The 24,277-nt window shown below is 67.5% G+C and carries 18 protein-coding genes, 1 pseudogene and 1 riboswitch; of the genes and pseudogenes, 13 read left to right on the top strand and 6 right to left on the bottom strand.

Translation table 11 applies throughout. The features are described 5' to 3' along the window. Positions 1-30 precede the first annotated feature (30 nt). A pseudogene (locus tag C5E41_RS34785) lies at positions 31-141 on the top strand (glyoxalase); the annotation flags it as partial. A 92-nt stretch (positions 142-233) separates the two neighbouring features. On the opposite strand, the gene C5E41_RS04925 reads toward C5E41_RS34785, so the two are convergent. Further along, positions 234-794 carry a dihydrofolate reductase family protein gene (locus C5E41_RS04925; RefSeq protein WP_104374646.1) on the bottom strand — a complete coding sequence of 187 codons (561 nt, stop codon included), beginning with the start codon at positions 792-794 and terminating at the stop codon, positions 234-236. Positions 795-917: 123 nt separating this feature from the next. After that, positions 918-1,544 (bottom strand): GDSL-type esterase/lipase family protein, encoded by a 627-nt coding sequence (locus C5E41_RS04920; RefSeq protein ID WP_104374645.1) that lies wholly within the window; start codon positions 1,542-1,544, stop codon positions 918-920. Between the two features lie 87 nt (positions 1,545-1,631). Between C5E41_RS04920 and C5E41_RS04915 the strand changes: the two genes are divergently transcribed. From C5E41_RS04915 to C5E41_RS04905, 3 genes are all read left to right on the top strand, one after another. Further along, positions 1,632-2,402 (top strand): 2OG-Fe(II) oxygenase, encoded by a 771-nt coding sequence (locus tag C5E41_RS04915; protein ID WP_104374644.1) that lies wholly within the window; start codon positions 1,632-1,634, stop codon positions 2,400-2,402. Continuing rightward, entirely contained in the window at positions 2,389-3,159 is a 771-nt protein-coding gene (locus C5E41_RS04910) for an SDR family NAD(P)-dependent oxidoreductase (protein ID WP_258080746.1), read from the top strand. The genes C5E41_RS04915 and C5E41_RS04910 overlap by 14 nt, the downstream gene beginning before the upstream one ends. 248 nt (positions 3,160-3,407) lie before the next feature. Then, the gene (locus C5E41_RS04905) at positions 3,408-5,780 is read left to right on the top strand and encodes a lysylphosphatidylglycerol synthase transmembrane domain-containing protein (RefSeq protein ID WP_104374642.1); all 2,373 of its coding nucleotides are present in this window, start codon (positions 3,408-3,410) and stop codon (positions 5,778-5,780) included. 165 nt (positions 5,781-5,945) lie between these two features. Here the strand turns inward: C5E41_RS04905 and fadD5 are convergent, their stop codons facing one another. Continuing rightward, entirely contained in the window at positions 5,946-7,511 is a 1,566-nt protein-coding gene (gene fadD5 / locus C5E41_RS04900; protein WP_104374641.1) for a fatty-acid--CoA ligase FadD5, read from the bottom strand. Between the two features lie 417 nt (positions 7,512-7,928). Here fadD5 and C5E41_RS04895 point away from each other — a divergent pair, with 417 nt between their 5' ends. The 4 genes from C5E41_RS04895 to C5E41_RS04880 all read left to right on the top strand — a co-directional run bounded on the left by C5E41_RS04895 (position 7,929) and on the right by C5E41_RS04880 (position 16,233). Continuing rightward, positions 7,929-8,900 carry an NAD(P)H-dependent flavin oxidoreductase gene (locus C5E41_RS04895; protein WP_181063102.1) on the top strand — a complete coding sequence of 324 codons (972 nt, stop codon included), beginning with the start codon at positions 7,929-7,931 and terminating at the stop codon, positions 8,898-8,900. A 189-nt stretch (positions 8,901-9,089) separates the two neighbouring features. Then, positions 9,090-9,386 (top strand): acyl carrier protein, encoded by a 297-nt coding sequence (locus C5E41_RS04890; RefSeq protein ID WP_258080745.1) that lies wholly within the window; start codon positions 9,090-9,092, stop codon positions 9,384-9,386. Then, on the top strand, positions 9,383-14,548 hold the full coding sequence (locus tag C5E41_RS04885; protein WP_104374639.1) for a type I polyketide synthase: 5,166 nt from the start codon (positions 9,383-9,385) through the stop codon (positions 14,546-14,548). The genes C5E41_RS04890 and C5E41_RS04885 overlap by 4 nt, the downstream gene beginning before the upstream one ends. After that, complete coding sequence (locus C5E41_RS04880; protein ID WP_104374638.1) at positions 14,545-16,233, top strand: fatty acyl-AMP ligase; 1,689 nt, start codon at positions 14,545-14,547, stop codon at positions 16,231-16,233. The genes C5E41_RS04885 and C5E41_RS04880 overlap by 4 nt, the downstream gene beginning before the upstream one ends. Before the next feature lie 17 nt (positions 16,234-16,250). Here the strand turns inward: C5E41_RS04880 and C5E41_RS04875 are convergent, their stop codons facing one another. The 3 genes from C5E41_RS04875 to C5E41_RS04865 form a co-directional block, all read right to left on the bottom strand. Next, complete coding sequence (locus C5E41_RS04875; protein ID WP_258080774.1) at positions 16,251-16,637, bottom strand: RNA-binding S4 domain-containing protein; 387 nt, start codon at positions 16,635-16,637, stop codon at positions 16,251-16,253. Between the two features lie 60 nt (positions 16,638-16,697). Continuing rightward, a complete protein-coding gene (locus tag C5E41_RS04870) occupies positions 16,698-17,369 on the bottom strand; it encodes a C40 family peptidase (protein ID WP_104374636.1) in 672 nt (223 codons plus the stop codon). Positions 17,370-17,387: 18 nt separating this feature from the next. Further along, positions 17,388-17,551, bottom strand: a riboswitch (cyclic di-AMP (ydaO/yuaA leader). 249 nt (positions 17,552-17,800) lie between these two features. Beyond that, positions 17,801-18,085, bottom strand: coding sequence for a hypothetical protein (locus C5E41_RS04865; RefSeq protein ID WP_104374635.1), 285 nt, complete (start codon positions 18,083-18,085; stop codon positions 17,801-17,803). A gap of 165 nt (positions 18,086-18,250) precedes the next feature. Here C5E41_RS04865 and C5E41_RS04860 point away from each other — a divergent pair, with 165 nt between their 5' ends. The 5 genes from C5E41_RS04860 to C5E41_RS04840 all read left to right on the top strand — a co-directional run bounded on the left by C5E41_RS04860 (position 18,251) and on the right by C5E41_RS04840 (position 24,242). Further along, on the top strand, positions 18,251-19,435 hold the full coding sequence (locus C5E41_RS04860) for an ATP-binding protein (protein ID WP_030514121.1): 1,185 nt from the start codon (positions 18,251-18,253) through the stop codon (positions 19,433-19,435). Positions 19,436-19,528: 93 nt separating this feature from the next. Continuing rightward, positions 19,529-21,514: an acyl-CoA dehydrogenase family protein gene (locus C5E41_RS04855; protein ID WP_104374634.1), complete on the top strand. Its 1,986-nt coding sequence runs from the start codon at positions 19,529-19,531 to the stop codon at positions 21,512-21,514. 616 nt (positions 21,515-22,130) lie between these two features. Then, positions 22,131-22,634: an alpha/beta fold hydrolase gene (locus C5E41_RS04850; RefSeq protein ID WP_439956352.1), complete on the top strand. Its 504-nt coding sequence runs from the start codon at positions 22,131-22,133 to the stop codon at positions 22,632-22,634. 180 nt (positions 22,635-22,814) lie between these two features. After that, positions 22,815-23,105: a hypothetical protein gene (locus tag C5E41_RS04845; protein WP_030514117.1), complete on the top strand. Its 291-nt coding sequence runs from the start codon at positions 22,815-22,817 to the stop codon at positions 23,103-23,105. A gap of 306 nt (positions 23,106-23,411) precedes the next feature. Further along, complete coding sequence (locus tag C5E41_RS04840) at positions 23,412-24,242, top strand: hypothetical protein (RefSeq protein WP_104374632.1); 831 nt, start codon at positions 23,412-23,414, stop codon at positions 24,240-24,242. The last annotated feature ends 35 nt before the right edge of the window (positions 24,243-24,277 follow it).

Below are 24,277 nucleotides of genomic sequence, written 5' to 3'. Positions count from 1 at the left end.
CCGACCGATGCCCGGCGGACAGGAGAACCGCAGGCGCGACGCCTCGGCTACGAGATCGTCCATCCACTCACCACCGAACCCTGGGGAGTTCGCCGGTTTCTGGTCCGTGCCCCGGACGGCAACGTGGTCAATACGGCAAGGTGCTCAATACGGCAAGGTGCTCAATACGGCAAGGTGCTCAACACGGCAAGGTGCGCAATATCGTCCGACACCGCGAGTGAGCGGCGGACCGGTCAGCCGAAGCTCGGTCGCACCACCGAATTCTCGGTGACCCGATAGGTGGTCAGGACGACGCCGTTGTCGAGGACCTCGGATTCGGCGAGGGCGAGGGTGGCCTCGGGCTCGACCGCCTCGAACAAGCGCAGTCCGCTGCCCAGCAGAACGGGGTAGACGACCAGGCGGTACTCGTCGACCAGTTCGTGTTCGCGCAGGCACTTCACCAGCGAGGCGCTGCCGAAGACGAGCAGGTTCTGCTCGGTCCGCAATTTCGCGATGCCGGCGGCGAGGTCGCCCTCGATGCGCTGAGCGTTCCACTCCAGATCGCGCAGCGAATCGGTCGCCACATATTTGGGCATGCTGTTCATCTTGTCCTTGTACGCACCCTCTTCCGGGTGGTCCGGCCAGGACGCGGCGAACATCTGATACGTGGTGCGGCCCAGCAACAGGGCGTCGACCGCGTCCAGCTCACCGGATTTGTAGTTCGCGATGCCGTCGCACCAGAAGGGTGCGGTCCACAGCGGATCCTGGATGAATCCGTCCAGCGAAACGAACTCGGCGACAACGATCTTTCCCATGATCTACCTGCTCCTCTGCAACCGGTGACCGGCCGGATCGGCCGATGCGTTCGAACCATGAAGACGGGACGAACAACGGTAACTAATCGGTGCGGGAAAACGCGGTGCGGAGAAATCAGCGGATCAGCTCACCGTGGGGAGGCGGGTGCGAGGTTCGGTCAGCCATTGCAGCCAGTGCGGGCCGATCATGGCCGCCAGTTGCTCGTAGCCCGGCGCGCCGGGGTGGTAGCCGTCGCCCTCGCGCAGTTCGCGCATCCAGATGTCGTTGTGGCGCAGCGGTTGGTGAACGCGAAGATACTGAACCTGTTCGCGGGAGCACATTTCGGTGAATCGATCGTCCAATTCGATTGTGCGCGCGTTCTGTTCGCCGTCACTACAGGGCGGTGGCGCGACCACCAGGACGGTCCAGTCGAGTTCGGCGCAGCGGCGCAGCATGCGGCGGAGATTGGCCGCGGACTCGTCGGCCGGCACCCGGATCGCCTCGTTTTCCCACAGCGTGTCGTTGACGCCGAAGGAGAAGACGACCCGCGCGTCGACCTCGCCGGATAATCGCTGTCCACACTCAGCCTCCCAGCGGGCGGCGATATCGGAGGAGGTCTGGCGTCGCACTCCGAGGTTGTAGTAGGTCAGCGGTATTCCGGCCGCTGTCGCACGCCCGGCGAGCCGGCCCGCCCAGCCGAGACACTGCGGATCTCCCAGCCCCGCCACCAGAGAATCCCCCACGAAACAGACCCGGACGTCGCGCACCACCGGGTGATGGTTGCACAAACCGGGACGAACTCGGCGCGGTACCGGGAAGGCAATAGGATCGGCGGGGTAGTCCGGGAGGGAGCTTGTATGGTGTCCGAGGCGCCGTTGCCGCACTGGTTCGTCGATCTGCTGGCACATCGGCGGTGGATTCGCCGCACCCGTCCCTTCCCCCATGTCTACGTCCGTGACGTCTTCATCGCCGAGTTCTACCAGCGGCTCGCGGTCGAATTCGAACGGGTGCGCACCGATCGCCCGGACCTGTTCGGTCCGGTTGCGGGAAACGGTGCCTGCGGCGCGAGCCTGACCCGGATGCGCAACGGACCGCTCGAGGTCTTTCTGTCGCGCGCCTGGCACGACCTGATCGAACGGGTCGCGGGCGTCCCGGCCAGCGGCGACGTGGAGGGCTCACTGCGCCATCACCCGCCGGGGAGTCCGCGCGGCCGGCCGCACCACGACCTCACCCCGGCCTGGTTCCCGGGGGCAGCGCCCGGGCCGGACGCGGTCGGTCTGCCGAGCGACGATATCGATCTGAAGTCCGGCGCACGGCCCGCGGGGGTGCCGGCGCGTGAAATGGTGCGCGCCGTCGCGGTGCTGTTCTATCTCGGCAACGGCGAATGGCGGCCGGGCGACAGCGGCGAGACGGGACTGTTCGCCGAGATCGGCGCCGCGGAGCCGGCGCCGACGGTGGTCGTTCCGCCGCTGGACAATTCGATGGTCGTCTTCGAATGCACGCCGCGGTCCTGGCACACCTTCCTCGGCGCCAACACCACGGCCCGCAACAGTGTGGTGATGTGGTTGCATCGGCCGAAGGAGCAGGCGGCGAGCTGCTGGGGAGGGGACCACATTGTCCACTGGTGAGAGCCGTCGTGTGTGCCTGCTCACCGGGGCGGGTGGGCGATTGGGCGATGCGTTCTGCCGCGCGTACTACCGGAACTACGACATCGTGGCCGTCTGCCGCAATCGTGTTCCGGCCGCGCCCTCCCAGGAGGAATGGTTCATCGATCCGCTGGAACCCTGGCAGCCGGTTCCGGAGAACGACTCTCGCGTCTTCGTCGTGCGCGCCGATCTGCGCCGCGAGGGCGCGGCCGAGCGAGTGGTGGATCTGGCACTGGCGAAATTCGGCGCGGTCGATCTGCTGGTCAACAATGCGGCGCAGCTGGATCCGCAGCCGAATGGGCTGGTCGACGGCGACACCGCCCTAGACGCGCTCGCGCCGCAGTTCGCGATGAACGTCGAGGTGCCGCTGCGACTGGCGACGCGGCTCGCGCAGCGGTGCTGGTTGCATCGCGGTGACGAGAATCGGACGCGCAATCGCAATATCGTCAACGTCTCGAGTTTGTCGGGATCCCGGGTCTATTCCGGCGGGCAGGCCGTCTATTCCGCGACCAAGGCCGCACTCGACCACCTGACCAGGCATATCGCCGCGGAATTCGCCGAATTCGGGGTCCGCGCGAACGCTGTCGCCCCCAATTCCTTTCCCGCGCTGGTGCCGACGGAGCTGGTCGCGGCCGCGATCGCCGAACTCGATACCGGCACCATGACCGGCGGGATCTTCAGTGTCGGCGACACCGACGCACCCGAACCCGTCACAGTCGGTCCGGGACCGCCCGGGTGACGCTGCGCCCTGCCGGTCCGCGAAGACCCGGGCGCTCGCGCGGTGGCCTCGGCCCGAGCGAGCGGAGATCCGGACGCGCAGCATCCACCCGAGTTCGATCGACTCGTGTGGAGTACGCGCCCGCCCACCTGTGTGAACCCGGAGAACGGCGTGTTGCCGACGGGCGCTCGGACGGCCTCCTGCATACTCACACCCGAGCCGACCCAGGGACCAACGCAGCTCCCTCGATCCGAAAGTTTCGATACGACATGCGAGTAGACGGGCGGGAGATCCCCGTCTCCGGCAGTCTGCTGCAGCCGCGGATCAGGCGGACCAGCGATATCATTCGCGTGGTGCTGTCCGCCCTGCTGGTAGCGGTGGTGATCGCCGGATCGCTCATCACCCGGCCGCGCTGGGAAGCCCTGGAACGATCAGTCTCCGATATCGTCGGCTTCCTCACGCCCGAACAGTCCAACCTGGTCTATCTGCTCTACGGCATCGCGATTCTGGCATTGCCCTTCGCGATTCTCGTTCGCCTGATCTTGCGGATGCAATGGAAACTGCTCAGTGGCTATGTCGCCGCGGGTCTGATCGCGGTGCTGGCGCTGTCCATCACCGAATCCGGAATCTCGGCGCCGCAGTGGCATCTGGCGGTGCCACGCCAACTCGACACCTTCCTGTCCCAATTTCTCGACGATCCCCGCTGGATCGCGATGCTGGCCGCCGGATTGACCGTGGCCAGCCCCTGGCTGCCGGCATCCTGGCGGCGGTTGTGGTGGGCGCTGTTGATCGCATTCGTGCCGCTGCACCTGTTCGTGAGTCTGGTGGTGCCCTCGCGGGCGATGTTCGGGCTGGTCGTGGGCTGGTTCGTCGGCGCGGTGATCGTGCTGGTCGTCGGCACTCCGGCGTTGGAGGTGCCGCTGGAGGCCGCCGTGCGGGTGCTGGCCGGCCGCGGATACACCGTCACCGGATTCACCGTGCTGCGCCCGGCCGGTCCCGGACCGCTGCTGCTGAGCGCCGACACCGGGCCGCATCGCCAGCTGATCGTGGAGATGTACGGACAGAATCAGCGCAGCTGGGGAATGTTGCGGCAGGTCCGGCGCTGGCTGACCTTCCGCAGCAGTGAACGCACCCCCGCCTTCGCCTCGATGCGCCGCGCGGTCGAACATCGCGCACTGATGGGTATCGCGCTCGGCGATCTGGGCCTGGCGAGCAACAAACCGCTCACGGTGGCCGCGCTGAGCCGCGGCTGGACCCTGTACGCGCACACCGCGCCCCGGGGCCGGCAGCTGGCCGTCGGCGACAGTGAGGTGGTGCTGACCAACGTCTGGCGGTCACTGCAGAACATGCATCGCGCCCAGATCACCCACGGTGATCTGCGGGTCGAGGAAATCCGCATCGCCGAGGGCCGGGTCCTGTTCGGCGGCTTCATGGCGGCGGAATTCGGCGCCTTCGACTCCCGCTTCTCCGCCGATATCGCACAGCTGTTGCTCACCACGAGTTCCCTGTTCGGGGCGGAAACGGTGGTGGCCACCGCCATTCACGTGCTGGGGGAACAGGCGGTGCTCGACGCCTCCCGCCGGCTCACCAAGAACGGAATCGGCACCCAGGTCCGCAAATCGGTCCCCGACAGCGGCGAACTGATGAAAACGGTCCGCGCCCACGTACTTCAGCAGACCGGTAAGGATCGGATCGAGGCCGCGCGGATCACCCGGTACTCGCGCAACCAGATCGTGCAGTTGGTGCTGCTGATCGCGCTGGTGTACGTGGCCTACCCGTTCATCAGCCAGGTGCCGACCTTCTTCACCGAACTGCGCACCGCGAACTGGTGGTGGGCGATGCTGGGGTTGACGATCTCGGCCTCCACCTACGTGGGCGCGGCGATGGCGCTGTGGGGATGCGCCGGGACGTCGGTGAATTTCCGCAAGCTGCTGGGCATGCAGGTCGCCAACACCTTCGCCGCGACCACGACACCGGCCGGGGTCGGCGGGCTGGCGCTGAGTGTGCGATTCCTGCAGAAGAGCGGCCTGGGCACGGTGAAGGCGACCGCGGCGGTGGCACTGAACCAGGCGGTGCAGGTGATCACGCACGTGGTGCTGCTGATCGTCTTCAGTGTGGCCGCCGGTGTTTCGACGAACCTGGAACATTTCGTGCCGAGTGCGACCGTGCTGTACCTGCTGGCCGGTGGCCTGCTGGGCGCGGTCGGTGCGGCCATGTTCGTGCCGACGGTGCGGCGCTGGCTGCGCAACGAGGTGCGACCGCAGCTGGCGGAGGTCGTCGCGGAACTGCGCACGCTGTCACGTGAACCGAAACGGCTGCTGATGATCGTCGGCGGCTGCGCGACCACCACGCTCGGCGCCGCGGGCGCGCTGTGGGCGGCCATCGAGGCATTCGGCGGCGCAACGACATTCGTGACCGTGACGGTCGTGACGATGATCGGCGGGACGCTGGCCTCGGCCGCCCCCACGCCCGGTGGTGTGGGCGCGGTGGAGGCGGCGCTGATCGGTGGTCTGGCCGCTTTCGGCGTGCCCGCGGCGATCGGCGTGCCGGCCGTTCTGCTGTACCGGGTACTGACCTGCTGGTTGCCGGTCTTCTGCGGCTGGCCACTGATGAACTGGCTCACCAAGCACGACATGATCTGAGCCGCACGCCGATACGCACCGGTCGCGGAGCGAAAACAGCGAGGCCGCGGGGCCGATACGGCGACGAGTCGCCGAGTGTCGCCTCGGCGACTCGTTCACGACCGGGTATGCGGGCGGCGCAGGCCCATTCCCGGCCGTGCCGGGAATGTCGTCCTGCCCGAAGGGTCAGCTCGCGTAGTCCTTGCGCAGCTGCACCTTCACCACCTTGCCGCTGGCATTGCGCGGCAGCTCCGGCACGATCACCAGATCCTTCGGATGTTTGTACCGGGCGAGGTTTTCGTTGAGGAACGGGGTCAGCTCCTCGAGGGTCAGCGTTTCGCCATCGAGCAACGCGACCACGGCCACCGGCACCTCGCCCCACTTCTCGTGGGCCCGGCCGACCACCGCGGCCTCGTGGATCTTGGGATGCGCGAACAACACATTCTCCACTTCGGCACAGTAAATGTTCTCGCCGCCGGAGATGATCATGTCCTTCTTGCGGTCGACCACCCAGACGAAGCCCTCCTCGTCCTGGCGAACCAGGTCACCGGAGTGGAACCACCCGCCGGCGAAGGCTTCCGCGGTCGCCTCGGGCTTGTTCCAGTAGCCCTGCATCATCGTCGGCCCGCGGTAGACGATCTCGCCGATCTCGCCCGGCGCGACATCGTTCATCTCGTCGTCGACGACGCGGCTCTGGATGGTAGGGATGGGCTTACCGACCGAGCCGAGTTTGCGCAGCGCGTCCTTGCCCTCGAGCACGCAGGTGACCGGCGACATCTCGGTCTGGCCGAAGAAGGCGAGGTTCTGCGCGTTCGGGAAGCATTCAGCCATCGCCCGCAGCACGGTCTCCGAGGCCGGTGCCGCGCCCCAGCTCAATGTCTCCAACGCCAGCTTGCGCTCCTTGACCGTCGGGTCCTCGCAGATCAGCTGCCATTGGGCGGGGACACAGAACACGGTGGTGGCCTGTTCGGACTCGATGGCGTCGAGGAACTCCGTCGCGTCGAACGCGCCGAGCGGATGCAGCACGGTCTTGGAGCCGAGCATGAACGCCGGCGTGAGGGAGCCCAGCCCGGCGATGTGAAACAGCGGCGAGGTGCAGAAGCCGATGCTTTCGGGGGTCGCGTTCATCGCCCGAATACAGGTCAGCGCCTGGGCGTTCAGATTCGCGTAGGACAGGATCGCACCCTTGGGGCTGCCGGTGGTGCCCGAGGTGTACATGATCAACGCCGGAGTGTCCTCCGGAATGTCCTGCGGCACATGCGGTTCGCCGGTCTCGGCGAGGAAGTCGTCGTAGCCGATGACGCCCTCGCCCGTGGTGCCGCCGATGACGACGCAGGTGCGCAACGCCTCGCTCTGCGTCATCACACCGGTGGCCAGCGGCTGCAGCAGCGAGTCGGTGACGATCGCCGCGGCCCCCGAATCGGCCACGATGTAGGCGAACTCGGGCGGGGTGAGCCGGAAGTTCACCGGTACCGCGATCGCGCCCAGCGCGTTGACGCCTAATACGGCCTCCAGGTACTGGGTGTAGTTGAGCGCCAGAATCAGCACCCGGTCGCCGAAGCCGACACCGCGCCGCGCCAGGGCATCGGCGAATTTCAGGGACCGCTCGTGCAGCTGTTTCCAGGTGGTGTCCTGCCCGCGGAACCGGATCGCCACCGCGTCCGGGCGCATCAGCGCATGCGTGGCGATCTGATTGTTCCAGTGGTTTCGACGCGACCGGATCGGTTCGTCGGTCTGGACACCGGTGGTCATGCTGGAACTCCTCTCGGACCGTCGGAGTTCGCCACCGAATGGGCCCGGCGGCGTCGACGGCTGAACCAACAGGGAGAATAACAACTAACTTTTTACCGTGACAAGGGTTACATACGAGAATCCAGATTCACCGAATATTCGCAATATCGAGCCCTTTGATGGGGATGAACTGGCTTTTTGCCTGAGTTCACGGTGACGTCAGTTCCCGGCACTCCGGGACCATCGGAGCAAACTGCCGCTCACATCCTGTTGTCTCCGATGCGGTCGCCATGCCAGTATCGACCCATCCGGGCAGGCCCGGCTCGCACGCGGCCAGGCACCCGAGGGGCGGCAGTCTGCGCACACACCGGCATCGAGGGGTGCCGGAGATGCCGGGCGCGCCGCCCCGAGTCGTACCGCGGCCAGGAGGACAACCAGATGTTGCGCACCAGATTCACCGAGATGTTCGGTATCGAACACCCGATCGTGCAGGGCGGCATGATGCACGTCGGCCGAGCCGAACTCGTGGCGGCGGTCGCCAATGCCGGGGGCCTCGGCTTCATCACCGCCCTCACCCAGCCGACCCCCGACGATCTGCGGCGCGAGATCGAGCGCACCCGCGAGCTCACCGACAAGCCGTTCGGCGTCAACGTCACGATCCTGCCGTCGATCAACCCGCCGCCGTACGAGGAATACGTTCGGGCGATCATCGAATCGGGCGTGAAGATCGTCGAGACCGCGGGCAGCAACCCGGAGCCGTTCCTGCCGTACTACAAGGAAGCCGGAATCAAGGTGCTGCACAAGTGCACCAGCGTCCGGCACGCGCTCAAGGCGCAGAAGATCGGCGTCGACGGGGTGAGCATCGACGGTTTCGAATGCGCCGGCCACCCGGGTGAGGACGACGTGCCCGGCCTGATCCTGATCCCGGCCGCCACCAAGGCTCTCGACATTCCGGTCATCGCGTCGGGTGGTTTCGCCGACGCCCGCGGCCTGGTCGCCGCGCTGGCTCTGGGCGCCGACGGCATCAACATGGGCACTCGCTTCCTGTGCACCGAGGAGTCCCCGGTGCATCGAAAGGTGAAGGAGCAGATCGTCGCCCACACCGAGCGCGACACGCAGCTCATCTTCCGCACCATGCACAACACCGCCCGCGTGGCCGACAACGAGATCAGCCGCAAGGTGGTCGAAATCGAGGCCGCCGGAGGCAAATTCGAGGATGTGCGCGATCTGGTCGCCGGAGCCCGCGGCCGCCGCGTCTTCGACGAGGGCGACCTGGACGCCGGCATCTGGACGGCCGGACAGGTGCAGGGCCTGATCGACGACATCCCCACCTGCGCCGAGCTGATCTCGCGCATCGTGGACGAGGCCGAGACGCTGATCAACGCGCGGCTGGGCTCGCTGGTCGTCTGATTCGGCATACGGGGCGAGCCGCGACCGGTATGTGCCGCGGCTCGTTTCGTCACTCCCGCCCCTGTGGCCTCAGCTGTCTCGCCCTCTTCACCGAGCCCCGACTTATCGGCATAATCGCTGAGGAACCTGCACTATGCGGGACACCCGCACCCGGTCGGCACCGTGAGCCGCTGCGCGAATATCGCTCACGTGGCCATTCGACCGTCGTGCGACGGCGCCGGATACGGGGAGGACATGGCGGTGGGGCAGCGGGAACGGAGCGGCACCTTGGCGGACGCGGCGGTCGCCGCGGTCGCGCACATGCTGGGCGCCGAACCCGAATCCGTCTCGACCACAGTGCCTTTCACCGATCTGGGCTTGAGCTCCGCGCAGCTCGCCCGACTCGCCGGCGTGCTGGAAGATGCTCTGGGCGTGGAGATCTCGCTCACCGAGCTCTACGACAACCCGGATATCGAGCGGCTCGTCGACCATCTCGAGGGCCGATGAGAGCCGCCACACCACCGATATCGATCATCGGTATCGGATGCCGGGTACCGGGCGCCTCCGGTGTGAACGAATTGTGGCGCTTGCTGATCGAGAGTCGCAGCGGAGTCGGCGATCCGCCGCTGGGACGCGACGGCGCGGGCCGCGGCGGCTATCTGGATTCGATCACGGAATTCGACAACGAGCGGTTCTCGATCTCCGATCGCGAAGCGGCCCTGATGGATCCCCAACAGCGGCTGGCGCTCGAGGTCTCGGTCGAAGCGATCGACGATGCCGGAATCGGCTATCGGCTGGGCGGCTCGAATACCGCGGTTCTGTTCGGCGCCTGCGGTTTCGACCACGGCGCGGTCGTCCTCGGCAGCGGCGGACAGGACGCGCCCTACGCGGTGACCGGGTCCGCGCTGAGCATCATCGCCAATCGGATCTCGTATGCGCTGGATCTGCATGGACCGAGTGTGGTGCTCGACAGCGCGTGTTCGTCCTCGCTCGCCGCGGTGGACCTCGCGGTGCGGTTGCTGGCCGACGACGCGGTGCCGTACGCCGTCGTCGGCGGCGTGAATCTCGCGCTGCTGCCGCACACTTCGCAGTATTTGGAACAGGGCGGCTTCCTCGCCGCGGACGGGCGGTGCAAGCCGTTCGACGCGGCCGCCGACGGATACGTCCGCGGCGACGGGGCGACCGTGCTGGTGCTACAGCGCACCGCCGACGCGCAGCGCGAGGGTAACCGCCGCTACGCTGAAATCGCGGGTGCCGCAGTAGGTTCTGACGGCCGCTCGAACGGTCTCTACGCCCCGAACGGGCGCGCGCAACAACAGGTGATCCGCACAGCGTGGGCACGCGCCGGCCTGGATGTCCGCTCCGCCGGATACTTCGAATGCCACGGCACCGGAACCCCGGTCGGCGATGCGGTGGAGATCGAGGCGCTGGCCACGGTACTCGATGCGCCGACTGGCACGGTGAAACCGTATGTCGGATCGATCAAATCGAATATCGGCCATCTGGAGGCGGCCGCCGGGGTGACCGGGCTGGCGAAGGTGGCGCTGTGCCTGCACCACGGAACCATCGTGCCCACCATCAACTTTCAGCGCGAAAATCCGCTGCTGCGATTGTCCGAACGTGGCCTCCGGGTGCCGGGCGAAGTGGTCGGCTGGCCCGCGGATTCCGGCATGCCGCGATGCGCGGGCGTCAGTTCGTTCGGATTCGGCGGGACCAATGCGCATGTGGTCCTGCGGGAGGTGGAGCCGGGACCGGTGCGGGAGGTGCGGCCTCCGGTACTCATCGGCCTCACCGGTCGCGACGAGGACGAACTGCGTGACACCGCGGCCGAACTGGCCGGCAGCGGCGAGATATCGCTGTCCACGCTGGCGGCGACCGGACGCGCACTGCCCCAGCCGATTCGGGCCGCGATCGTGGCGGGCGAGGCCGACGACGCGGCCGACGCACTGCGCGCGGTGACGAGCGGCTCCCGATCGCAGGCCCTGGTCGGAGTCGGTGGGCGACGGCGCGGACGCGTGCTTTTCCTGTTCTCCGGACAGGGTGGTCAGCATGCGCGGATGGGGCGCGAGCTGGCGGCTCGGTATCCCGAATACGCCCAGGCCGTGGCCGAAGCGGCCGACGCCGTGGCGGATGCGGGCGGTCCGCGAGTGTGGACGCCCCGGGACGGCTTCGCCGACAGCGTCGGCGCCACCGAGACGGTGCAACCGGCACTGTTCGTCTACCAGGTGGGGCTGGCCCGGTTGCTCGCGGCGTGGGGAATCGAGCCGGATGCGGTGGCCGGGCACAGCCTGGGGGAAATCGCGGCCGCGGTGATCGCGGGAGCCCTGACCCTCGACGATGCCGCGCATCTGGTCACCGTGCGCTCGCGGGCGCTGGGCCGGCTGGCCGGGCAGGGCATGATGGCGCTGCTCGAGGCGACACCGGATCAAGCACGGCGGCTGGTCGAGCCATTGCGCGCGGAGGTCGCGGTGGCGGCGGTGAACGGGCCCCGGGCGGTGGTGGTCTCCGGGACGACGCGGTATATGGAGACGTTGCTGCGGCGAGCGCGGCGGCGGCAGTACTACGTGCGACCGGTGCCGGTGGACTTCGCCGCGCACAGCCCGCAGGTTCGCGCGCTCGCCGACGAATTCACCACCGCGCTGCGAGCGCCGGCGCCGCGGGCGCCCCGCGTGCCGGTGTTCTCGACGGCACGATCCGGCCGGGTGATCGATTCCGCCGCGATGGATACCGACTACTGGATCGACAACCTCTGTGACACCGTCGATCTGGACGCGGCCGTGGAATCCGCCGTGAGCCGGGGCTACACCTCGATCGTGGAGATTTCACCGCATCCGGTGCTGGCGCCGGCCGTGCGGGACTATCCCGAACTGGCCGACGCCGTCTTCTCGGCCGCGCATCGCGACGGCGAGGTCACCGCCCTGCTCCGGACCGTCGGTGCCATGTATCTGCGGGGGCGTGATGTCGACTGGTCGATCCAGGGCGCGACGGCCGGTCCGGCGGTCGAACGACGATGGCGGCGAAAGACTTTCCCGCTGCTCACCCGTACCGCGACCGATCCCGGCCGCGAACGACTGGACGATCACGTGGTGGACGGTGTGCCGACCGTGCCCGCCGCGTATTGGATTCGGCGCCTGCTGGATTCGATTCCCGGCCCGATTCGGCTGGCCGATTTCACGGTTCACGAACGCACGGATATCGCGGATCTCGCGGCGGTCGGTTATCGCAGCGGGTCGGATCTGCGCGTACTGCTGGGGCCGGTGTCGTTGGCCTCGGCGCGAGCGGAGAGAGCCGCCTCACCCGCCGACATTCTCCGGTGGATGCGGATGGTGGACGACCATCGCATCTCCGTTACGCCGGCGGACGAACTCGATATCGACGAGTTCTATACGTCCTTGCGCACCCGCGGACTCGAATACGGTCCGCGCTTCCGGACGCTGGCCTCCGTCCGTGCCGGAAGCCGCAGCGCCGTAGGACTTTTCGATTCGATCCCGCTCACCACCGCCGCGCTCGACGGCTGTTTACAGCTGATCGCCGCCGCCGGCCGGGAGGTCCTGCCCGCGGGCGGGCTCGCGGTGCCGGTAGCCATCGGGTCGGTATGGCTTTCCGATGCCCCCCGCGTGCTGCTGTCCGAGGCGCATGCGTTCGTGCGCGGGCACGAGCCGCGCGGGCTGCTGTGCGACGTGATCGCGCTGGACCAGGACGATGCCCCCGCCGTGGCACTGATCGGCGTGCGAATCGCGGTCGCGGACAAGGGTTTCTCCTCGCAGCGGGCGCCGAGAGACCCGTCCGGGAACACGGTCGCCTACCGGCCTTCCGGAAGCGCCGGGGCCGACGTCGACCGACCCGACGCTGCCGCCGACGATGGTCGGTACACACAGTCGCAGAAGAATCGCGCGCCGGTCCCGGACGGGGTGCCGCGCGAACGCGGCAGTGCCGAAGCCGTTTTCGAAGACGCCGTCGGCGCGGGGATCAACCTGCTTCGCGGGCGCACCGCCGCGCGCGGACGAGCCGAGTACGACGCGACGGTCGCCACGGCACCGGAGTGGGCGAACTCCGTACTGCGCGAGGAACAGTGGATTGCGTTGCCGTTCTCAGCGGAGGCTGCGCGGGCGGTGTACCCGGCCGTCGAGCGGGCGTCGGTCGTCGGAGAATCACGCCTCGCCAGGTCGATCGCCCGCGCGCTGGACCGGTACATCCCCGCCGAGCGGATCGCTCGGGAGCCCGGCGAGTCGACGGCCTTGACGGCGGCAGCGGCACCGGGATCGGCGCCCACGGCCGTGGTGTTGGTCTGGGCGGAAACAGCGGGGACCGACACGAGTCCGGTCGTGACCGGGCTCGAGCGAGCCTTGCACGTCCTGCAGCAGGTGATCGCCGCGGAAACAACGGCGAGCCTCACTGTGGTACTTCGGGATCCGGCATCCGTCGAACACAATGCTGTCGCCGCACTGGTCCGGACCCTGCAGTTGGAATCAGGCCGCCCGGCGCGCCTGATCTGGTCCGACGAATCGGGCGCCGATACCGTGCGCGACCTCGTCCTGGACCCGCAGGGGCCGGCGGAAGTACGAGTGGACGGTGCGCGGACGCTGATGCGGCGGTTCCGGCGACTCGGGGGAGCAGGCTCCGGGGTCCCGATCTGTGCCGACGGCACCTACGTGGTCACCGGCGGGCTCGGCGCGCTGGGGGCAGCCGCCGTGCGGTGGCTGCTCGAGCAGGGAGCACGCGATGTGGTCGTCCTGACCCGGCGCCCTCGGCCGCTGCCGCCGCTGCTCGACGGCGCCGAGGACCGCGTGGTGGTCGTACGCTGTGATGTCGCCGATCGCGCGGACCTGGCCAACGCCCTCGACGACATCCGAGCGTGTGGGTCGACGATACGAGGTCTGGTGCATTCCGCCGGTGTGCTGCAAGACGCCGAATTCGACCGCGTGACAGGCGAATCCCTGGCCTTGCACTTCGAACCGAAAGTGGCCGCGGCCGTCTCGCTGCTCGAACTGACGGCGAGCGACCCGGTCGACTTCACCCTTCTTTTCTCCTCCGCCACCGGTCTGTTCGGGGCGCCCGGACAAGCCGCGTACGCCGCCGCCAACGCGGCAGTGGACGCGCTGGCGTACGCCGCCGCCGGCCGACCGGTGACCAGCATCGCCTGGGGCAGCTGGGACGCCGGCCTCGCCCGCTCGGCCGGAGGCGCCGCACATCTACGGACCGCCGGCATCACCCCGTTCGATGCCGCCCGCGGCATGTCGGTGTTGTCCGCGGTCCTCGGCCGTCCGCAGGCGGTGGTGCTCGCGCTGGACTACACGCCCACCGACGACCCAGGACCGGTTGCGGCCCGACTTCGCGAGGCCCTGACTCCTGCGGGGTCGCTCGCAGCCGATCTGCCGCGCGGGCGCGCGCCGGGCTCGGCAACCACTGTGGCCGACGCGGGCGAGGACCTACAGCGAATCGTGCGCGCCACGGTCGCGGGTGCACTGTCGCGCGACGTCGAATCCGTCGATCCCGAAGCGGATTTCGCGACACTGAATCTTTCCTCGCTGTTGGCCATAGATCTACGGCGCCGTCTGGAGACGCGGCTGGGGATCCGGATCGCCACCGCCGAACTGTTCGACAACCCCTCTGTCACTGCGTTGTCGGCCGCGTTGGCGCTTCGAATGCCGCGACAGGAGCGACCATGATCAACCGCTTGGCGGCCACCGTCGCGGACCGGGTAGCGGGAACACCGAACCATCCGGCCTTCACCGCGCTGTCGTACCCGGGCGGTCGGTGTACGGCGGCCACCGTCACCGTATCCGAATTACACAGTGCGGCAGGCGCACTGGCCGGGCGGCTTCGGGAGCGGACATCGCCCGGTGATCGTGTCGCCATCCTGTGCGAGCACGGGCTCGACTATGTCGTCGCCTTCCTCGCCTGTCTCTACAGTGCCCGCACCGCGGTTCCCCTGTTTCCGATGGCGATGCGCCGCAATGCCGAACGGTTACGGACGATCCTCGTCGACGCCGAGCCGCGTCTGAGCCTCGTCTCGCCACGCTCGGCGACCGGCACGCCCGAGTTTCCGGATGCCGACGACATCCCGCACGGCGAACTCCTGACGGTCGATGCACACGCCGGCACCGGCGACGTCCGAGTGGATCCGGCCGGCGCGCATCCCGCCTACCTCCAGTACACCTCCGGCTCCACCACTTCGCCTGCGGGAGTGTGCATCACCCACGCCAATCTCGCGGCGGCACTCGACCAGTTGCGTACGGCCCTGGCACCGGCCGACGACGGTCCGATGGTGACCTGGCTGCCGTTCTTCCACGATATGGGCCTGGTTTTCGCCCTGTCGCTGCCGCTGTATCTGGGCGTTCATGCGATCACGCTGCCACCGGCCGACTTCGCCAAACGCCCGATCCGATGGTTGCGCGCGTGCAGCGATTATCGCGCCGCCGCGACCGCGAGCCCGAATTTCGGTCTGACACTGGCCGTTTCGGGCACGACGGCGAAGGAACGCGACGGTCTCGAGCTGTCATCGCTGGATCTGCTGCTCAACGGGGCCGAACCGATCCGCGCCACCGCTCTGAGCGCCTTCACTCGCACCTTCGCGCCATACGGATTCCGTCACCGGGCCCACACCGCGGGATATGGCTTGGCCGAGGCGACCCTCCCGGTGACCATCTCGCGCCCGGCGGCGGAACCGGTATGCGTCGACTTCGACCGCGCCGCGCTGAGCTCGGGCCGGGCGATCGTCACGTCCGCGCGCCACGACGGTATCGCACTGGTCGACTGCGGCCGTCCCGCCGGGCAAACCGTGCGCATCGTCGACCCCGTCACGCGCACACCATGCGACGACGGTGCCGTCGGTGAGATATGGGTGCGAGGCCCGAATGTCGGCGCGGGATATGCGGGACTGCGCGAGCGGACCGCGGCCACCTTCGGCGCGGTGCTACCCGGACACTCCGGAAGGTGGCTGCGCACCGGAGATCTCGGTTTCGTCCACGACGGGGGTCTCTACATCGCGGGCCGCTTGCGCGACACGATCGTCATCGACGGCCGCAATCATTTCCCCGCCGATATCGAAGCCACCGCCGCGGACTCCGCGCCCGAACTGCGGCCCGGGCATATCGCCGCGTTCGGGGTCGATACCGGTGAACGCGAGGACCTGGTGGTCATCGCCGAAGTGGTGAGCCCACGGGCCGCAGCGAGCGATATCGGCCGACGGGTCCGGGCCGCGGTGGCGACTGTGCACGGTATCGCGCCGGCGGATGTGCTGTTGCTGCCGCGCGGCGCGATTCCTAAGACGTCGAGCGGAAAGGTGCGCCGGGGCGAATGCCGCACTCTCTATCGGGCAGGAGAGTTCAGCGGGGATTCGGCACCGAAGTAAGCGCCCTCCGCGCGAACTCAGGTCGAATCCCGGCCGAGTAGCCGATCGGTTTCGCGGCGTTCGCGCTTGGTGGGCCGTCCGGCGCCACGGTCGCGCTTGGGCATCGCGGCGGCGATTTCGGGTGCGGGTGGCGGAGGGCTCTTGTCGATATAGCATTGCGTCGCAATCGAAGCGCCGACGCGTTTGACGACCAGCCGGACCACGACGACGATGCGTTCGATCCCGGCATTGCGGACCCGCACTTCATCACCGGGCTTGATCGGATGAGCGGGTTTGACCGTCGTGCCGTTGACACGTACATGACCGCCGCGGCACGCGGTGGCCGCGGCGGATCGAGTCTTGAACAGCCGGACAGCCCAGATCCAGGAGTCGATCCGAGCTGTAGCTGGTTGTGCCTGTTCCAGTTTCGCTCCTCACAGTAGGCCCGGCGGGTCACCGCCGGGCCGTGCTGTCGAGCGAAACGACTAGGCGACGCGGCGTGCGGTGACGATCGAGTCGGGATCCAGATGCGCGTAGCTGACGGTCTCACCCGACTGCGGCGCCTGGAGAATCTTGCCATCCCCGGCGTACATGGCCACGTGGCCGCCGCCGTTCTGGATGACCAGGTCGCCCGGCTTCAGGTCCTGGAAGGCGACCGGCTTGCCGACATGTGACTGTTCGAAGCTGGTGCGCGGCAACTGAATTCCGGCCTGCTTGTACGCCCACTGCACCAGGCCGGAGCAGTCGAAGTTCGAAGGACCGGAGGCGCCCCACACGTAGTCGGCGCCGATCTTGCTGCGCGCAGCATCGAGAGCGACGTCACCGGCGCCGTGCTGCTGCTGGCCGAACATGCCACCCATCGGGTTCTGCGCGGCGTTGGGGATGCTGGGTGCGATCGCCTGCGAGCTCAGCGCCTGCTGAACTCCCTTGATCTGATCCGCGTGATCGGCAAGTGCCTGGTTCGCCTGGCTGACCTGCTGGTCGAATTCCGAACCCAGCGGAACGTCGAAGTTGCCGACGCCGGGAACGTTGATCGTGGCCGCCATGGCCGGAATCGCCGGAATCGCACCGGTTGTGGCCGCTACCGCGCCGCAGACCAGCGCACCCTTGACGGAATTCGGCAGCCGAGATTCCCGTTGCAGACTGTGTTTACCCACCGAGCTGAGTCTCCTGTTTCTTCCTTGCCCACGCGCCGACCGGGTTAGCTGACGGGTTCGGACCGGGAAGATCGGCCCTACCCCATCGACCTTGCGACCGAAGAGGATTCACCCCAGAAACCTGGGTCCCCGGTTCAGCGGTCGAGCTGCCCACTCGACTGCTGATTAGGCGGTGACTCAGCGGGCCGCCCCTCTAATGAAGCGACATACTCCGCGAAGTCACGAAGAGATTACGACGGCTCGGTGTGGTTGTCCACCCCACACGACGGCGTGTCTGCCCGCGTGTCGCCAAAACGCCAGGACCACCCCCCATTACAGCCCAACGAATCCACCTGCTATGGAGATCACGGCACGGTATCCGCGGCTCTGCCCTCGTTATCGAAACGAGTCGCCGGGGCGTTACATCCCGGCGCCGTACCCCGGCGACCGATTCACGCCTCGCCGCGCGAGCGGACCGCACGCTCGAGTTCCGCGATGCGCCCTCGCGCGTCCGCCAGTTCCGTTTCCAGCCGGCCCAGAGCGATCACCAGTGGACCGACCGCCAGATCGGCCACCAGTTGCGGATCGTCGTATCCCTGGGCGATCGCCTGCAGAATGTTGTCGCGAATCTGCCGGGCGACGCTCGCTCCGGCGGGCACGTCCCAGGATCCGACGACCTCGGCCACCGTGGGGTTCGGCCGATCGCCGGACTGCTGATCTTCCGAATCGGTGGACATGATCCCTCCTGCGGACATCTCGAACCTCGACCGGCCACCAGCGTAGAGAGCCCCTCGCGCCCGGTCATCCCCCGCGCAGCGGCTGCCATTCGGTTGGATAGCGCAATCTAGGACATCCCGTATATATCCCGAGATTTCGGTACGAACGCGCTACGGTGTCGGGGCATGGACCCCGTGCGGAATCCGTATGCCCCGGGCGCCGGCCAGCGCCCGCCCGAACTCGCCGGGCGCGACAAACAACTCGACGCGTTCGACATCGTGCTCGAACGCATCTCACGCGGGCGCCCCGAACGCAGTGTGATGCTCACCGGACTGCGCGGCGTGGGAAAGACCGTGCTGCTCAACCAACTTCGGTCCACGGCCCGCTCGCGCGGCTGGGGGACCGGCAAACTGGAGGCTCGCCCGGATCAGGAATTGCGGCGCCCGCTGGCATCGGCGCTGCATATGGCGGTGCGCCAGATCGCGGTCGCCCACCGCAATCCCGAGATGGTTGATGATTTCCTCGGCATCCTCAAGGCCTTCGCCCTGCGCGCGACCGCCGACAAGGGGATGCGGGAGCGCTGGCAGCCCGGTATCGACGTCCCCGCCGTCACCGGACGCGCGGACTCCGGTGACATCGAGATCGATCTGGTGGAGTTGCTCCTGGAGGCCGCCCAGCTCGCCCGCGATATCGGCGTGGGCATCGCCGTGTTCATCGACGAGATGCAGGATCTGGGACCGGCCGATATCTCCGCGATCTGCGGCGCCTGCCACGAATTGAGCCAGGAGACAGCGCCGTTGATCGTGGTGGGCGCGGGCCTGCCACATCTGCCGGCCGTCCTCTCGGCCTCCAAGAGCTATTCCGAGCGACTGTTCGGCTACCACCGCATCGACCGACTCGATCGCGATTCCGCGGACCGCGCGCTGATCGCCCCCGCCGAGCGCGAGGCGGTGGAGTTCACCGAGGAGGCACTGAAAGCCTTGTACGACAAGGCAGATGGATACCCCTACTTCGTCCAGGCCTACGGTAAGGCGACCTGGGATGTGGCCGCCCGCAGCCCGATCGGCGCCGAGGATGTGGAACTCGCGGCGCCCGCGGCCGAGGAGGAGTTGGCGGTCGGGTTCTTCGGCTCCCGCTATGAACGGGCAACCCCCGCCGAGCGCGAGTACATGCGGGCGATGGCCGACCTGGCCGGCGACGATGGGCCGGTGCCGACCGCGGCCGTCGCCCAGGAGTTGGGCCGCAAACCCGCCTCCCTGTCCCCGGCCCGGGACGGACTCATCAAGAAGGGGCTGATCTATTCCGCCGAGCGAGGCACGATCGGCTTCACGGTGCCGCATTTCGGACGCTATCTGCGCGGCGTGCAGTAATTACTCACCCCGATTTCACCGGAGGCCTACCGGCGGGTAACCAACCCTCCTACACTCGAATGTGATCCTTATCACGTTTCGAGGGAGGGTCCCATGGCGACAGCCGCGAAAGTTCACGCCACCGAAGAGCAGGCCCGCGCACTGGTCGAGGAATCACGCGAAAGTACCTGGGCCAAACCGTCGTTCGCCAAGCAGATGTTCCTCGGCCGGTTCCGGCTCGACCTGATTCATCCGTACCCACAGCCGGCTCCCGACGATGCGGCGCGGACCGAGGCCTACCTGGAACGGCTGCGAGCCTTCTGCGAGACCCTGGACGGGTCGGTTATCGAGGCCGAAGCGAAGATCCCCGACGACTACGTCCGCGGTTTGGCCGAACTCGGCTGCTTCGGACTCAAGATTCCGCCGGAATACGGCGGACAGGGCCTGTCGCAGGTCGGCTACAACCGGGCGCTGATGCTGGTCGGCTCGGTACACGCGAGTCTGGGCGTGCTGCTCTCGGCGCATCAGTCGATCGGCGTGCCGGAACCGCTGAAGTTGGCCGGCACCGAGGAACAGAAGCGCGAATTCCTGCCCCGATGCGCGCGGGGCGCGATCAGCGCCTTCCTGCTGACCGAACCGGATGTCGGATCCGACCCCGCCCGGATGGCGAGTACCGCGACCCCGACCGCCGACGGCGAGGCCTACGAACTCGACGGAGTGAAGTTGTGGACGACCAACGGTGTGGTCGCCGAACTGCTGGTGGTGATGGCGCGGGTGCCGAAGGGGCCCGGACATCGCGGCGGGATATCCGCCTTCGTGGTGGAGGCCGACACCCCCGGCATCACCGTCGAGCGCCGCAACGCCTTCATGGGTTTGCGCGGGATCGAGAACGGCGTCACCCGCATGCACAAGGTCCGGGTGCCGGCGCGCAATCTGATCGGTCGCGAGGGCGACGGCCTGAAGATCGCGCTGACCACGCTCAACGCCGGACGGCTGGCGATTCCCGCGCTGTGCACGGCGGCGGCGAAGTGGTCGCTGAAGATCAGCCGCGGCTGGTCGGCGGCGCGCGTGCAGTGGGGCCGCCCGGTCGGTGAACACGCGGCGGTCGCGTCGAAGATATCGTTCGTCGCCGCAACCGCTTTCGCACTGGAGGCGGTGCTCGAGCTGTCCGGGACCATGTGCGACGAGGCGCGCAACGATATCCGCATCGAAGCCGCACTGGCCAAACTGTGGGCCTCCGAGATGAGTTGTCGCATCGCCGACGAGCTGGTGCAGATACGCGGCGGGCGCGGCTACGAGACCGCCGCCTCCCTGCGCCATCGAGGTGAGCGGGCGGTGCCCGCCGAACAGCTGGTGCGCGATCTGCGGATCAATCGGATCTTCGAAGGCTCCAGCGAGATCATGCGGCTGCTGATCGCCCGGGAGATGGCCGATGCGCACATGGCCGCCGCGGGCGCACTCGTGGATCGCCACGCGGCGTTGAAGGACAAGGCCACCGCCGCGGTCGGGGCGAGCGGATTCTACGCGAAGTGGTTCCCGCAGTTGGCGGTCGGCCGTGGCACATTCCCCGCCGGATATACCGAATTCGGGCCGCTGGCAACGCATCTGCGCTTCGTCGAGCGCATGTCCCGTAAGCAGGCGCGCGAACTGATGTACGCGATGGCGCGCTGGCAGGCGAAACTCGAATACCGGCAGGGGTTCCTGGGCCGCCTCGTGGATATCGGCGCCGAACTGTTCGCCATGTCGGCGGCCTGCGTTCGGGCACAGGCCATGCGCGCCGACGACAGCCGGGACGCGGCCGCGGCGACGGAGTTGGCCGACACCTTCTGCCGCCAATCCCGGCTGCGGGTGGAGGCCGCCTTCGACGCGCTGTGGGACAACACCGACGATGCCGACACCGCGCTGACTCGTCAGGTGCTCGAGGGCCGCTACGAATGGCTGGAGTCGGGTGTGCTCGACCCGAGCGAGGGCACCGGCCCGTGGATCGCGGAATGGGAATTCGGGCCGTCCACCGAGCACAATCTGCTCACCCCGTTCCTGCCGTCCACGCGCACGGCGGCCGACGCCTCGCGATCCATCGGGAAATCTAGGGCTTTCTAGCTTCAGCGATCGAGAGCCTTAGATTTCCCGATGAAACGTCGCTCAGCCCAGATTGCCGAAGAATGTGCGCAGGTCCGCCGCGTATGCCTGCGGCTGATCCATCGCGATGAAATGGTGCCCCGGCGGGTTGCGCTCGGGCCAGTGCGAGACCGGCGGTGATGTAGAGCCCGGCTACCCGATCCGGCGCCGCCTCGGCCATCGCGGTGCCCACGTAGGCGCCGAGGTCGCCGCCGTGGACGCCGTACCGCTCGGAGCCGAGCCGGCGCACCAGTTCCACCCACATCCGGCCGACGCGCTCGGCGCTCCATCCGGTTGCGGAAGCCGCGGATCTCTGCGCTCATGACCACCACGCTATGGGCGATGTAGGCCAGACACCGTCCTAGTGCGCGGGAAAGGTCTCGATTCTTTTCTACGGCTGTCTACAGATGTTCATAGATACGAGAAGATTCTCCCGATCGCCGCCCCGCCGGATCGTCGGCGACCCAGCGGCCTCGGTTGTGCAACTTATGCATAACACCAGGTAAGAGCAGTTAACGCGATCACCACCCGCGTCACCGTCTGCGCCGACGACGGCACCCCGCTGGCCGCGTGGACCTTCGGTTCGACCACGGCCTCGGTGATCGTGGTCTTCGTGCACGGTCACTGCCTGCGGACCGAAGCCTGGTGGTTCCTGCGGGATGAGTTGCTGCGGCAATGGGGCTCGGACACCCGGATGGTGTTCTACGACCACCGCGGTCACGGCGATTCCGCCGGCGCCGATCCCGCAACCTACACCATCGACCAGCTGGGCCACGATCTCGACGCGGTCCTGCGCGCGGTCGCGCCGACCGGACCGGTGGTGCTGATCAGCCATTCCATGGGCGCGATGGTGGTCCTGGCCTACGCTCGCCTGTTCCCGGCCACGATCGGCACCCGGGTGGTCGGCGTCGGGCTGATCGCCGGGGCGGCCGCCGGCATCACGGCGGTGGGGCTGGTAGCGGCGCTCGTGGGCCGCGCACTCGGAACGTCGGCCGGGACCTCCGGAAGCCGTCCGGCCATCCCCGCCGTACTTCCGGTTCTCACATCTCTCGGCGAGGTGGAGTCCCCGTCGGTGACGGCGGTCCTGCCGGCCGCCGGATGAGACTCCGATCCCGCGCCGGGTACGCGCAGGTGAGGAGATCTTTTTCCGTGTGCGGCGAGCCAGAACGCAAATGATCACGTAATGTGTTGTAGATCACGATGTGCGGTCCGTCACAGGTTTGATTTCGCCCTCGGGCGAGGTCCGAGCCGGTGATCGGCCCGGAAACACCAGGAGGTTTCGATGACACGCAGTGAGATCGCCGAACTGCGCTTCGCGGTCGGACAGCTCCGGCAATGCGTCGGCGCGTTGCGCACCCATTACGGAGATGCGAATTCGGTCCGCCGGCTGGAGAACGATCTCGAACGACTCACCATCGATGCCGAGGAGTTCGAACACACCCCGCCGCCCGAGGTGGACAGCCGCCGTCAGCAGGAGGTCATCTACGTGCCGGACAGCAAGTCCGACGAGGCGGCATGGATGGGCGCGCAGGACGAAGGCCTCGGCTTCCATTCGCGGCCACGCACCAAGTAACCGGACATTCACCAGCGACACAGGCTGTCGAGGCGGCCATCGACCCCGCCGGGACAGCGCTGCGGTCCGTCGGTTCTCAACCCACCGTATTCGCGAAGAAGGTCTGAAGTAGCTCGTCATTCACTCGTTGCACCGCCGCCGCCGAGCGCGCAGAAAATGTGGCGCAAATCATAGGACGCGGCGTGGATGCATCTTGCCTGGACCGGCCTCGAGTCATAGCCCGGGTGTCGTATGGTGCTCAGCATCACATTCGACGCCGGAGGTAACGATGACGTTCCACGGGGTAGACCAGCGAGGCAGCTTGCAGTGAGCGCAGCACCGACACGCGCCCCCGAGGCGGGCACGGGAGTTTTCAGCAAAGGCCGCGCGGCCATTTCCACACGCACTCTGCGTACCGACCGGTGGTGGGTCCCCCCACTGCTCACGGTGCTCGGACTGGCCGCATTCATCATCTACGCAACCGTGAGAGCCTTTGTGCGATCGGCATATTGGGTCTCCGACTACCACTATCTGACGCCGTTCTACTCGCCGTGCGTGAGCACTTCGTGCGTCGAGGGTTCGAGCCACTTCGGGCACTGGGTCGGCAACCTGCCGATGTGGATTCCGCTCGGTTTCCTGGTGCTGCCGTTCCTCCTGTTGTTCCGGTTGACCTGCTACTACTACCGCAAGGCCTACTACCGCGCGGTGTGGTTCTCGCCCCCGGCCTGCGCGGTCGCCGAACCGCACGGCAAATACACCGGTGAGACGCGGCTTCCGCTGATCATCCAGAACGTGCACCGCTACTTCTTCTATGTGGCGGTCATCGTGTCGGTGGTCAACACCTACGACGCGGTCATGGCGTTCCACGGCAAGGACGGCGGCTTCGGCTTCGGCCTGGGCAACATCGTCTTGGTGGTGAATGTCGTTCTGCTGTGGGCATATACGATCTCGTGCCACTCCTGCCGGCATATCACCGGCGGCCGTCTCAAACACTTCTCCGCCCATCCGGTGCGCTACTGGATGTGGACGCAGGTGTCGAAGTTGAACACTCGGCACATGCAGCTGGCGTGGACCACGCTGGCCACCCTGGCGATCACCGACTTCTACATCATGCTGGTCGCCAGCGGGACCATCTCCGATCCGCGTTTCGTCGGCTGATTCCGGCGTCAGATAACGCCATAGAGCCCAATTCC

It is taken from the genome of Nocardia nova, from assembly GCF_002933465.1.
Lineage (GTDB): Bacteria > Actinomycetota > Actinomycetes > Mycobacteriales > Mycobacteriaceae > Nocardia > Nocardia nova_B.
Note: the sequence above shows the minus strand (reverse complement) of the source record. Positions and strands in the feature narration are given on the sequence as shown.